Source organism: Allosphingosinicella deserti, assembly GCF_003012735.1.
In the GTDB taxonomy this organism is placed as follows: domain Bacteria; phylum Pseudomonadota; class Alphaproteobacteria; order Sphingomonadales; family Sphingomonadaceae; genus Allosphingosinicella; species Allosphingosinicella deserti.
Window position 1 is genome coordinate 47853 of the sequence record NZ_PXYI01000009.1, and the last position, 12727, is coordinate 60579.

Annotated in this window: 9 protein-coding genes; 5 read left to right on the plus strand and 4 right to left on the minus strand. The window is 66.6% G+C overall.

What is annotated here, in order from left to right; translation table 11 throughout:
- Window positions 1-46: 46 nt before the first annotated feature.
- Window positions 47-3496, minus strand: a complete 3450-nt coding sequence (gene addA / locus C7I55_RS22270) for a double-strand break repair helicase AddA (RefSeq protein WP_106515243.1) — start codon at window positions 3494-3496, stop codon at window positions 47-49.
- Window positions 3497-3675: 179 nt separating this feature from the next.
- Between addA and C7I55_RS22275 the strand changes: the two genes are divergently transcribed.
- Window positions 3676-5118 (plus strand): globin-coupled sensor protein, encoded by a 1443-nt coding sequence (locus C7I55_RS22275; protein ID WP_106515244.1) that lies wholly within the window; start codon window positions 3676-3678, stop codon window positions 5116-5118.
- Window positions 5119-5236: 118 nt separating this feature from the next.
- Window positions 5237-6289: an NAD(P)-dependent alcohol dehydrogenase gene (locus C7I55_RS22280; protein WP_106515420.1), complete on the plus strand. Its 1053-nt coding sequence runs from the start codon at window positions 5237-5239 to the stop codon at window positions 6287-6289.
- A gap of 60 nt (window positions 6290-6349) precedes the next feature.
- On the opposite strand, the gene C7I55_RS22285 is transcribed toward C7I55_RS22280, so the two are convergent.
- Complete coding sequence (locus C7I55_RS22285) at window positions 6350-6673, minus strand: YciI family protein (RefSeq protein WP_106515245.1); 324 nt, start codon at window positions 6671-6673, stop codon at window positions 6350-6352.
- A gap of 60 nt (window positions 6674-6733) precedes the next feature.
- Entirely contained in the window at window positions 6734-6946 is a 213-nt protein-coding gene (locus C7I55_RS22290; RefSeq protein WP_106515246.1) for a hypothetical protein, read from the minus strand.
- A gap of 167 nt (window positions 6947-7113) precedes the next feature.
- Between C7I55_RS22290 and C7I55_RS22295 the strand changes: the two genes are divergently transcribed.
- The 3 genes from C7I55_RS22295 to C7I55_RS22305 all read left to right on the plus strand — a co-directional run bounded on the left by C7I55_RS22295 (window position 7114) and on the right by C7I55_RS22305 (window position 9733).
- The gene (locus C7I55_RS22295; RefSeq protein WP_106515247.1) at window positions 7114-7302 is read left to right on the plus strand and encodes a hypothetical protein; all 189 of its coding nucleotides are present in this window, start codon (window positions 7114-7116) and stop codon (window positions 7300-7302) included.
- Window positions 7303-7381: 79 nt separating this feature from the next.
- A complete protein-coding gene (locus tag C7I55_RS22300; protein ID WP_106515248.1) occupies window positions 7382-7687 on the plus strand; it encodes a glycine zipper 2TM domain-containing protein in 306 nt (101 codons plus the stop codon).
- Window positions 7688-7792: 105 nt separating this feature from the next.
- Window positions 7793-9733 (plus strand): S9 family peptidase, encoded by a 1941-nt coding sequence (locus C7I55_RS22305; protein WP_106515249.1) that lies wholly within the window; start codon window positions 7793-7795, stop codon window positions 9731-9733.
- A 35-nt stretch (window positions 9734-9768) separates the two neighbouring features.
- On the opposite strand, the gene addB is transcribed toward C7I55_RS22305, so the two are convergent.
- Window positions 9769-12723, minus strand: a complete 2955-nt coding sequence (gene addB / locus C7I55_RS22310; protein ID WP_106515250.1) for a double-strand break repair protein AddB — start codon at window positions 12721-12723, stop codon at window positions 9769-9771.
- Window positions 12724-12727 lie beyond the last annotated feature (4 nt).

Here is a 12727-nt window from a genome sequence, read left to right on the forward strand (position 1 = left end):
CAGTCTCCTGAAGTTGACCCTGATGTAAGGAGCCCGGTGCGCCGTCTCAAGCGGCTTGCGGCAGGTAGCGCGCAAGCAGTTCGTCCGGCAGATCGTGGAGCATCGGCACCGAGGTGTAGAGGAGCTTCGCCTCGATCCGACGACCCGGGAAGATCACGCGCAGCGCCTCGGCATAGGCCGCCATCTGACGCAGATGGGGGACCGGGATCGCATCACGAGACGTCGGTGCGCGCCGTCCCGTCTTGAAATCGGCGACAACGACGCGCCCTGGCTGGACGAGCAGTCGGTCGACCGTCCCGGAGACCACCAGTCCGTCCGCAACCACGGCTGCGATGGGGGCTTCGGCAAGTGCCTCCGGCCCGAACAGCTCGGCGTGGCGCGGATCGGAGATCACGCGGCATGCATCCTCGACCAGAGACTGCCGCAGTGCTGCGTCGCCAACGCCGGCGGCTTGCTGCAGCCAGCGCTCGGCGCGGGTTGCACGCTCGGCCGGCGGCACATCCGGCAAGCGCTCGAACAGCTGGTGGAGCAGTCGGCCGCGGGCCGCCGCGTCGCGCAGGGCTGGAGACGGCGGCGGATCGCTGACATCGTCTTCCCCGAGCGCGGACGGGGCAAGCGGCCGCGGCGGACGGGCTTCGAGCGGCGCGGACCTGCGAATCCATTCGGGCAGAGCGACTGCGGCGGGCACGCGGCGCGGGTCGGCCGACGCCGGCTTCGGCAACGGGCCATGGCGGAGGCTCCGCCCCCACAGCATGTCCTCTTCCCAACCGCCGCCGAGCGTAGACAGCGCGGTCTCGATCGCGCGATACCAGCTCGCCAAAGGCGGTGCGCCCTTGGCCATCGGACCCAACGCACCGCCGACGTAGAGACGTTCCTCAGCGCGGGTCAGCGCGACGTAGAGCAGGCGCCAATGCTCGCGGCGCTCGGCCGCATCAATCGCGGCAATGTCGGAGGCGAGTGGCTCCACCAGCTCGTCCTTGCGGGGGCGAAAGATCGGCACTTCGATGTCCTCCTCGGCGAGCGTCAGGCTGGTGAAGCTTCCGCCGATGCCGCCGCCCTTCCGATCCGGGTCGGCGCAGGCGTCGGCGAGGATCAGCACCGGCGATTGCAGACCCTTCGAGCCGTGCACGGTCATCACTCGCACCGCGTCGAGCGGCGCCGAAGGGTCGCGAACGATCTCGACGTCCCCGCGGGCGAACCATTCGAGGAAACGCTGCAGCGAAGGCGCCGAATTCGCCTCGAACTCCAGCGCGGAGGCGAGCAATTCCTCGATCGGATCGCGTGCTTCAGGGCCGAGGCGTTCGAGCAACTTCCTGCGGCTGCCGGAAGGGCCGGAGAGGATCGTCTCCAGGAACTGGTGGGGCGTGGCATAATCAGCCATGCTCAGGATATCCGACAGACCGCGCATCGTCTCCGCAAGACGATCCCGGAACCCTTCGGCAAGCTGCGATGGCCGGTCTGCCAGCGTGCGCAGCCGCGGCCAGAGCCCGCCTTCACGGCCAATAGCGGCGGCATAGAGATCGTCCTGGGTCCAGCCGAACAGGGGCGAGACGAGCAGCGAAGCCAGGTTGAGGTCGTCGAGCGGTTGCATGGCGAAGCGGGCTGCGGCCAGCAGATCCTGAACGGCAAGCGGCGCCGTCAGCAGCAGGCGGTCGACGCCCGCGACCGGCACCCCTTCCGCGTGAAGCCTGGCCACGATCAACGATGCCAAGTCGCCGCGGCGGCGGACGAGGACGAGAATGTCTTCCGGCCGCAGCGGGCGCGCCTTCGACGCTACGAAGAATGGATCGTCCAGCCAGAGGCGGATCTGCCTGGCGATCCTACCGGCGTAGACGCGCACGGTGTCGGAGACCCAGCCCTCCTCGCCGGCTTCGTCCTCCGGCTCGCCCCCGTCCCCGGTGAACGGCGCCCATAAGGTGACGGAGCCCGGCCGGCTGGCATGATGTGCCACATGGGGATTGGGAGCGCGCGGCAGGCCGAGAGCCCCGTGACCGAGTTCTTCGATCACACGATCGACGACGGCTAGAATCTCGGGCGAGGATCGAAAGCTTCGATCCATCGAGAGATCGAGGAAATCGCGGTCGACCGCGCCCGCCTCTCCGGCGAACCATGCGCGGGCGACCTCGAACGCCTGCGGATCGGTGCCTTGGAAGCCGAAGATCGCCTGTTTGTAGTCGCCAACGGTGAAGATGGTCCGCGGCCGCTGCGAGGCGCTCTCGCCGGCAAAGAATTCGAGGGTGAGCGCGCGGACGATGTTCCACTGCCGCTCGTTCGTGTCCTGGGCTTCGTCGACCAGGATGTGGTCGGTCGCCTGATCGAGCTTGTAGCGCACCCACTCGCTGATTCCGGGCGTCAGCAGCAGGGCCTCGGCGCGGCGAATGAGATCGTCGAAATCGACGGCCCCTGCGGCGCGCTTCGCAGCGCCATAGGCGAGGGCGAAGGTCTGCCCGGCCCGCAGTCCGGCGGCGAGGCACGCCACCAGACCTGCCGTCCTCCGCATCTGGAGGAGCGCGCGGCAACATTCGGCCAACCGTCCCGCATGCTCGGTATAGTTCGGGTCCACCTTGGCCAATCCGGCGGTCACCTTGCGCGGATCACCGGACTTGGTCAGCACAAGTGCCGCCAGCTCCTCTAAAGTATCCGCGCGCGCCGGGTTGCCGCGGCCACGCCAGGCAGAGATTACGTCGCAGCAACTAAGGCCTGTCGCCGTGCCCCAGAGGCGATTCGCGTCTGCGATCCGTTCCAGGCTGCGGACGTCGAAGGCGTCGTCGCAGCAGCCGTCGGCGAGCGCTGCGTCGATATCGCCGGCAGGAAGATCGAAGACTCGGCGGAGCTTGGCTTCAATTCCTTCACGGGCGCCAAGTGCCTCGATCGGTGCCTGCGCACGCGCGCAGGCGCGGAGGAATGCCTCAGCGCCGGCTTCGCCCAACCGGTGGCTGAGCGCCTGGACATCGCGGATCAAAGGTAGATCGCTGCCCTCTTCCGCGCGGACCAGCATCTCGGCAAGCGTCTGGCGCGCCAGCAATTGCTCTTCGCGGCCATCGAGCGGTCGGAATCCGGGCACCAATCCGGCTTCGGTCGGAAAGGCGGCAAGCAGGCTTTGCGAGAAGGCATGGATGGTCTGGATGCGGAGCCCGCCGCCGGCGGCGTCGAGCACCCGTGCGAACAGAGTGCGGGCCCGCGCGACGCTCGGGTCGTCCGTCGGCTCCCCGAGCGCGAACAACTCCCTGCGAAGCTCCGTGGTTTCGAGCCTGACCCAATAAGCCAGCCGTTCGTGGATGCGATCGGCCATCTCGGCGGCGCCCGCCTTGGTGAAGGTAAGGCACAGGATCGAGGATGGATCGACACCGGAAAGGAGCAGGCGCAGCACCCGGGCGGTAAGGACGTGGGTCTTGCCGGTGCCGGCCGATGCCGAAAGCGCCGCATGGTCGCGGGGACTTGAGGCAAGCTGCTGCTCGTCCTTGAGCTGGTTGAGGGGGCGGAGGCGACGGGACATGCGCCTTCTCTCGGGGAAGTGGCGGGCAATGTGAAGCCTCGCGGCCGGAGATCGGTGCCGTCATGCCGTCCATTCCGGGAAAATACGGAGGTGGAGCAGCAGGTTGGCGCCATCGACGCCGCTATAAACTTTAGCAAAGGAGCGCTGCACTAAGCGGTGCCTGTCTGAACGGAGTTTCCATGACCGATCATCTTCGATCCCGCCTCGACTTCATGCAGATGGATCGGGCGCAACGCGATCTGCTTGCGTCCGCCCAGTCGGACGTGGCCGAACTGATCGGTCCGGCGCTCGACCGCTTCTACGCCGCTGCACGGGCCAATTCTGAGACGAATGCCTTCTTCCGTGATGCAGGGCACATGAACCAGGCGAAGGCCGCCCAGCAATCCCATTGGCGCCGGATCGCAAGCGGTCGGTTCGACCAGGATTATCATGATAGCGTCCGCCGGATCGGATCCGTCCACGCACGCATCGGCCTCGAGCCGAAATGGTATGTCGCAGCCTATGCGCTGGTCGTGGAGAATCTGATCAAGGGTGTCGCGCAGCGCTACTCGCCCTGGCGCCGGCTGCTCAGCCTGTTCCGCTTGCCCGCCGCAGAAGACGTCACCGCAGCGATCGTCAAGGCGGCGTTGATGGATATGGAGCTCTCGATCTCGATCTATATCGAGGAAGCGCAGTCTGAACGGACCCGTGCCACCGAGGCTTTGGACGGTGCGCTCAAGCGTTTGGCCGATGGCGATCTTACCGCGGAGGTCAGCGGTCTTCCGCAGAGCTTTGCGGGGCTCGAGCGCAGCTACAATCAGACGCTGGCGCGCATGCGCGACACGATCGGCAGCGTCAGCGCCAATGCGTCGGCAATCCGCACCGGATCGACCGAAGTCAGCCAGGCGTCGAATGATCTTTCGCGCCGCACCGAGCAGCAGGCCGCCTCGCTGGAGGAGACCGCAGCGGCGATGACCGAGATCACCGCAACCGTGCACAACAGCGCGGCGGGAGCCAACGAAGCCAATAAGCTTGTTCGCGCCACCCAGGCGGATGCCCAGGAAAGCAGCAAAGTCGTCGGCGACGCGGTTGCCGCGATGGCGGAGATCGAGAGGAGCTCGCAGGAGATCACCAAGATCATCGCCGTGATCGACAAGATTGCGTTCCAAACCAATCTCCTCGCGCTCAACGCCTCGGTGGAAGCGGCGCATGCCGGGGAAGCTGGCCGGGCTTTCGCGGTGGTCGCCAATGAGGTGCGTGCCCTCGCCCAACGCTCGGCGGACGCGGCACAGGAGATCGGAACGCTCATCTCCAACAGCTCCAAGCAGGTCGAAGGCGGGGTGACCCTGGTCGGCGAGGCCGGCGAGGCGCTCGCACGGATCATCGGCTCGATCGACGAAGTCTCGGGTCTCGTCGGTCAGATCGCGCTTGCCGCCGACCAGCAGAGCTCGGCGCTTGCCCAGGTCAACATCGCGATCACCGAAATGGATCGGATGACCCAGCAGAATGCAGCGATGGTCGAGCAGACCTCCGCGGCGGCTGCCTCCTTGACGTCGCAAGCCGAGGCGCTCGCGACCGAGACCGGCAGCTTCCGGGTGGACTCGTCGGTGCGCAGCGGAACGATGATCCGCCGCGCGGCCTGACCCGCTCTGGGATCGATCGCGCACCGGTCGATCCCCGCGGGCGCCTGGGCGCCGAGCCCTTGCGAGGCGCTTCACCTCTGCTAAGCGCGCGGCAACGCCCTTCGGAGGAACCGTCATGATCCCCACCCGTGCCTATGCCGCCCAATCCGCAACCACGCCGTTCGAGCCTTTCTCGTTCGAACGGCGCGATCCTCGGCCGAACGACGTCGCGATCGCAATCGAGCATTGCGGCGTCTGCCACTCCGATCTCCATACCGCGCGCAGCGAATGGGGCGGCACTCGCTATCCCTGCGTTCCTGGGCACGAGATCGTCGGCACGGTGACCGCGGTCGGCAGTGACGTCACCAAGTTCGCGGTCGGCGACGTGGTCGGCGTCGGCTGCATGGTCGATTCCTGCCTCAGCTGCCCGTCCTGCCAGGAGGGGCTCGAGCAATATTGCGAGCGTGGCTTCACCGGCACCTACAATGGCCCCGCTCAGGAAGATGGCGGCAACACCTATGGCGGCTATTCCGATCACATCGTGGTGCGCGAGGAGTTCGTTCTCAAGATCCGCCATTCGCGCGATCAGCTGCCTGCGGTCGCACCTTTGCTGTGTGCCGGCATCACCACATGGTCGCCGCTGCGCCACTGGAAGGTCGGGCCCGGGCAAAAGGTCGGCGTGGTCGGCATCGGCGGCCTCGGACATATGGGGATCAAGCTCGCCAAGGCGCTCGGCGCCCATGTCGTCGCCTTCACCACCTCACCTTCCAAGCGCGAGGACGCGAAGGCACTCGGCGCCGATGAGGTCGTCGTGTCGCGCGAACGCAGCGAAATGAAGGCGCACACCGGCAGCTTCGATTTCATCCTCAACACCGTCGCAGCACCCCACGACCTTGATCAGTTTCTGATGCTGCTGAAGCGCGACGGCACCATGACGCTGGTCGGCGTGCCCGCCGAGCCGCATCCTTCCCCCTCCGTCGGGCTGCTCATCTTCCGTCGCCGCAGCCTCGCCGGCTCCCTGATCGGGGGCATCGCGGAGACCCAGGAGATGCTGGACTTCTGCGCCGAGCACAACATCGTCTCCGACATCGAGCCGATCCGCATCCAGGAGATCGAAACGGCTTACGAGCGGATGTTGAAGAGCGACGTCAAGTACCGCTTCGTCATCGACATGGCGTCGATCAAAGAATGACGGGGATGGCGCGGCGGACGGCATGACGGCCGCCGCGCCTCTCAGCTTTGTCGATTGCCGTCAGGACGCGGCTCGTGCGCGCTCCGCCTCAGCCGTGAGGAAGCCCGGCTCGCGCTCAGGCACCAGCCAGCGACTTTCGTAGATTTCGATCGTCTCGAAGATCGCCTGCACGAAATAGGGATCCGAGGCGAGATAGGTGTCCAGGGCGGCGCGATCTGGCAGATCGAACACGAACAGACTCCCGATCATTCGACCATCTTCGATCAGCGGACCGCCATAGACGATCTTGTCCTGCTCGCCCGCCACAAAGTCGAGATGGGCCGCGCGATTGCGACGGCGAAGTTCGCCGGCGCCCTTGTCCTTGCCGATGACGACGAAGTGCATGCCGAGAGCGCTACAGGTGCGGGCCGCGACGGGCAAGCGCCGGGACCGGTCATGACGTCGTCAACTCGCGCGATCGTGGGTGTGATCGACGTCGATCGCGCCGCCCACGGCGTGGCTGGTGGTCTCGGAGCGAGCCCGGCTCTCAGGCGAAGGCTTCTCGCCGCGCACGGCAACGTTGCCGGTGGTGTCGTCATACTCCGCGTCACGCTCGCCTTGGGGCGGCTTGGACGCGCCGCCCTGGTTGTTGGTGGCGCCGCCGCTATTGTTGGTCATGGCCACTGCTCCTTCGCATCATCATTGTCCCGGCAACGCGCGACGGGAGACGGGGTGCCCCTCCCCTGCGCCCGGCGGGTGGACCGTGCGTGGCTTGCGTCGCGGTGCGGACTTGGCGACCGCCGGATCCCTCCTCTAGGAGGGCGATAAACGCAGGAGAACAGCCGATGACCAAGAAACCAACCCCTCCCCGCCCCTCAAGGAAGACCGGAACGGCCACGCGGGCGGAAGACGGCGAGGGCGATCGCAACAAGAAGATCGTCGCCGGGGCTGCGATCGGAATCGGCTCGGCAGCGATCGTCGCCGCGCTCCTCTACGCCAATCGGCGCGGCAAGGGAGACAAGAGCGAGGGCTGAACCTCGCCTGTCGACCAAGTTCAGCGAGGGCTCAAGCGACTCGCGCTAGACACTTCTCATCGATTCGGAGGAGTTAGTCATGCGTAAGATCGTTCTCGCCCTGGCGGCCACCAGCCTCACCGTTCCGGCCTTGCCGGCGAGCACCGCCTTCGCCCGCGACACGGGAGTCTATCACGGACAGACGTGGCGCGGCTCGGATGGCAGGACCTATTGCCGCAAGCCGAACGGCACGACCGGCCTTGTCGTCGGCGGCGCCGCCGGCGCCCTCGTCGGCCGAGAGATCGACAGCCGTGGCAGCCGCGCGACCGGCACGGTTCTCGGCGCCGCCGTCGGAGCGCTCCTTGGCCGGCACGTGCAGCGTAACGTGATCAGCCGCTGCCGCTAACGCCAAAGCGACACACGGAAGAAAGCGCCTCGGTCCTCCGGCCGGGCGCTTTTCTTTTGGTCTCGGCGGCGGCAGGATAATGCGCTTCACTGCCGAAGGATCGACATGCGCGCTTTCTGCCTCGCCGCTCTGCTGTTCACCGCCGCCGCGCCGCTGCCCGCCCAACCGCGTCCGGTCGAGACGCAGCAGGTGGGAAGCGCAACCCTGCAGAACGTGCCAGAGATACCCAGCATCGTGCGCGAGGCCGTCCAGCGCTTCCAGAATTACCGCGAAGCCGAATTCGAAGACTGGCTGGACGACGGGTCGATGCTGATCACCACGCGCTTCGGCACGACGCGTCAGGTTCACCGCGTGCTCGGCCCCGGCGCTGACCGCAGCCAGCTTACGTTCTTCTCCGAGCCTGTCTCGGGCGTTTGGCACATTCCCGGCAGCGAACGGTTTCTGCTATCCCGCGATGCGGGCGGCGACGAATGGTTTCAGCTCTACGCAATGGGGATCACCGGTGCGCCGGTCCAGCTCACCGAGCCGGGCACCCGCAACCAGTCGCCGGTGCTCAGCACGGACGGGAAGGTGCTGGCTTGGTCGCGCGCGGTGAAGGGCTCGAGCGACCACGCCATCCTCATCGCCGAGCCCGCCGATCCGACAAGCCGCCGCGTGGCCTATCAGGGCAAGGGCGCGATCGCGCCGGCAGACATATCACCCGACGGCACGCGCATCTTGCTGACGCGTGGAATCTCCAACCGAGAGATGCGCCTATCGATGCTCGACGTCGCGACCGGCCAAGCCGCCGAGCTTCCGTTCACAAGCACCCCCGCACGATACATCGATCCGCGCTTCGTGCGCGGAGGCGCAGCGATCCTGGTGATCACCGATCAGGGCAGCGATGTCCTTCGCCTGGTCGAGATCGACCTGCAGACGGGCAAGAGCGTGCCGGTTTCCGGTGAATCCAGATGGGAGGTCGAACGCTATGACCTCAGCAACGATGGTCGGGTCCTGGCATATGCGACGAATGAAGACGGCTTTTCTCGTCTCGCGGTGCAGGATTTTCGCACCCGGCGTGCCCTGCCCCAGCCGCAATTGCCCAGGGGGGTGCTGACGGGTCTCAAATTCTCACCCGGCGGAAAGACGCTCGGGATCAGCATGACCAATGCGACGTCGGCGGGCGATGCCTGGGCCTGGGACGTCACCGCGGCGCGGTTGACGCGCTGGACCCATTCGGAGCTTGGCGGCCTCGAGCCGGCGACGCTTGCGGAGCCTCGGCTGATCCGCTTCCAATCGTTCGACGGGCTCTCCGTCCCGGCGTTTGTCTATCGCCCGCGCAACGCTGAAGCCGGCGCGCGCACGCCGGTGATCGTCGACATTCATGGCGGTCCCGAGTCGCAAACCCGGCCCGGCTGGAATCCCGGCGCGCAATATTTTGCCGATCAGCTCGGCGCGACGGTGATACTGCCCAATGTTCGCGGCAGCGAAGGCTATGGCAAGGCGTACCTCAACCTCGACAATGGCGCGAAGCGGGAGGACAGCGTCAAGGATATCGGCGCGCTGCTCGATTGGATCGGACGGCAGCCGGATCTCGATTCCGCCAGGATCGCTGTCTATGGCCAATCCTATGGCGGCTACATGTCGCTCGCTGTCTCCACCCATTATGCCGATCGCGTCGTTGGTAGCATCGAGCGCTACGGCATCAGCAATTGGATTTCGTTCCTCCAGAACACCGAGGCGTACCGCCGTGACAATCGCCGGGCCGAATATGGCGACGAGCGTGACCCCGCGATGCGCGCGGTGCTGGAGCGGATCTCCCCGCTCGCCAACGTCTCGGCGATCAAGAAGCCGATGCTGGTCATGCAGGGCGCCAACGATCCCCGTGTACCGCAGTCGGAATCGGAGCAGATCGTGGAGCAGCTCCGGAGCAGGGGCGTCGAAACCTGGTACGTCCTGTTCGCAGACGAAGGGCATGGATTTTTGAAGAAGCCGAACAATGACTTGCGGCGTGAAGTTGAGACTGTCTTCCTGAAGAGACTGTTCGAAGTTCCGTCAAAGCGCTGATCTCAGGCTCTTCGAGTGTGGGGGGTAAGAAGAACCTATCCTTCTCGCCCATACCATTCGTCCAGACGCATCAGCTGATCGTAATCGCCATAGGGTGCGTATTCCGGGTGGAGCTTGGCGGTGAACGGCGTGTCCCCGGTCAGCCATGCCTCCGCCGCTGAGATGAAGTTGCGCGCGGCCAACGTCGTGAACTCCGCGGGATCTATGCCGTTGCGGCCAGCGACGGGGCTGGCGACGTAGCCGAGCTTGCCTGCCTTTTTGGCCAACGACCAATATTCGAAGCATGCGGGCACACCTTCGATGTCGGCGAAACCGCCGTGCTCGGCGATCAGGCCGAGGAGGCCGAGCTGCATCGAATAGCCCTCACCCACCGCCTTCGGCCCCGGCGGAGTGCCGGTCTTGTAGTCGACGATGGCCAGACTGCCGTCCACGAGACGATCAATTCTGTCCGCTATGCCGTGCAGCCGGATGCCGGCGATATCAGCCTCTCCCCAGGCTTCAGCGCGAACCGGCAGTCGTCCGTTCGCTACGTTTTCAGCGACTTGCGCGGCAATCCAGTCGATCGCTTCGAGGAGTCGCGGCTGCCACAAGGCGCGCATCAGCGGATGGGCGTTGCTCTCCGCGAGAAGCTGCTCCGCCCGGGGGCGCAGCTTGGCCGGATCGCACCCATCCTCCTTCATCCATCTTTCGAGTACGGCGTGAACCGCAGTGCCGCGCCACGCCGCGCCGGGATCGGCGTCGGGCAAGTCGAGCGTTGCGAGTCGCAGCATTCGCCGGGCATAAAAAGCAAAGGGATCGGCCTTCAGGCGATCGACTTCGGTCACAGAGATCGTGCGTGGACGCACGCCTGGATCCGGTGCAGGTGCCGGCCGCGCAGCGGGTGAATAGATGCTCGGGCGGTCGAGCGCCTGCGCCCATCTCTTGTGGAGGGGCGAGCGGGTGAGCCCGCCGGTCATCGCTTCCAGTCGAAGCCAGAAACGCGAGGCGACGGCCGGAGCGCGGCTGTCGCGCCGGGCGCGCGTGACCAGAACCTGGCGCCCCCCAAGCGCCGAGGCGAAATCGTGGGCCGAAAGCCCGATCCGCCGCTCGAGCCCGGGAAGGCCGAGCTCGTAGCGAAGCCGCGGCGCAAGCCACGGGTCGGGCGTGGGAAGCTGAGGCCAATTGCCTTCGTTCAGGCCAGCGAGGATCATCAGATCGGCCTGTTGAAGACGCGCTTCGAGCAAACCCCAGATGAAGATGCGCGGATGCTGTCCGTAAGGCGGGCGTACGGCAACGCCCGACATCAATTGTTCGATGATGGCCGGCAGGGTCGAGGGCGCGGCATGCGAGGGACCATGAGCGGAAGCGGGCTCCACGGCGGTCAGCAGTTCGGCCGCCGCTCGCCCCGCAGGCCCGGCCCAGGCTGCTTCTCCGGTCAGTGTCGACGCCGCTTCACGCAACGTCGCGAGCAATGTCGGCACGCTCGTACGCACAGCGCGAAAGGCGATTTCGAGCGGCTGCAGGAGCGGCGCCACATCCTTCCACCAGGCGAGCGCCGCCTTGCGAAGGTCCCGGTCCCGGCCCGACCAGTCCGACAGATATTCGAAGATGCCGGCAAGACCCGCCGGTGGGCGCGGTCCGCGCAAGGCGAGATCGAGCAGCCGTGCACCGTCCAGCCAGGCAAGGCGCTCCTCGCCCTGACGTATCAAGGGATGCTTGAGAAGCGCAAGCAGCGGCACCGGGGCGAATTGCTCGGCGGCGGCATCGGCGAGCGCGATCAGCAGTGTTCCCGGTGGCGTTTGGGGAAGCGCCCGTCCTGCGCTGTCGTCGGCCTCGATCTCCCACCGATTCAAATGGGCAGCGACACGTCGCGCGAGCACCCGATCCGGCGTGACCAGGGCAGCCGTCCTGCCGGGCTCCTCAAGCGATTCGCGAAGGGCCACGGCGATCGCCTGCGCTTCCTCGGCGGGGTCCGCCAGTTCGAGCGCTCGTACCCCGGACAGCCGACGCTCGACCGGCGGCAGCGTCTGCCATTTCGAGGTGAACGTCGCGGGCGCCATCGCGTTGGTGATCGCGCGGCTTCGCACTGCGGGCGCATCACGTCCGCCGCCCCAGCGCCAGCGCTGCAATTCGCCGCGGCCCACAGCCATGCGGTCGAGCAGCAGCTTCATGTGGAATTGCGGGTGCGTCTCGATCGACGCCCGCCGCCGTCCGGTCACAGGGTCGGGAACGTGCGGCCCCAACGCCTGCCACTCCTCCTCGGGCATGTCGAGATCCAGCCCGGGAAGTACCACGCTGCCGGCAGGCAGGCGCGCCACGGTGCGAAGCAGGGCGGCAATAGCCGGCGCGGCGCTGGTGATGCCGGCAGCGCAGACGAAGCCGCGTGGCGGCTCGGCGCGCCACCGCCGCGCGACGGCATGGAGCAGCCGGTTACGGCGATCGGCAAGATCGATCCGACCGCGGGCGGCGAGCTCTCGCGGCCATTGATCGAGGATCACCGTCAGCCGCGCAAGCGAGGCCTGCCAGTGGATCGAGAGATCCGGCACATCGGCGGCGAAATCGCGAAGCCGCGCGGGGTCGACCTCCTCGACCAGCAATTGATCGAGCGTCCTGGCAAGATCTTCGGCGAGGCGCAGCGCCTCCGCCGCATCAATGCCGTCCATCTGTCGCTCGACAAGGCGCGCCAGGAGGAACAACCGCTCGACCGGGTCGATAGCCGGCGGAACCGGATCTCCCCCATCGACCGGATCGAGCGCACCGCCCACTCGCTCGTCCAGTTCCGGATCGCCGACCGGGATCAGCCTCGGCAGCAACAGTCCGCCAGGGTCCGAGCGCCGGACGAAAGCCTCGGAAATCGCTCGCCCCGCACGATTGTTGGGCACCAGCACCATGCCTTGGGCCAGCCCGAGCTCGCCACCGCCATACTGCGCGATCAACCCCGCCGCGAGCGCATCGGCAAAGGCGCGGTGCGGCGGAATGCTGAAGACGGAAGGCTGTGTCGGAGAGCTCACCTGG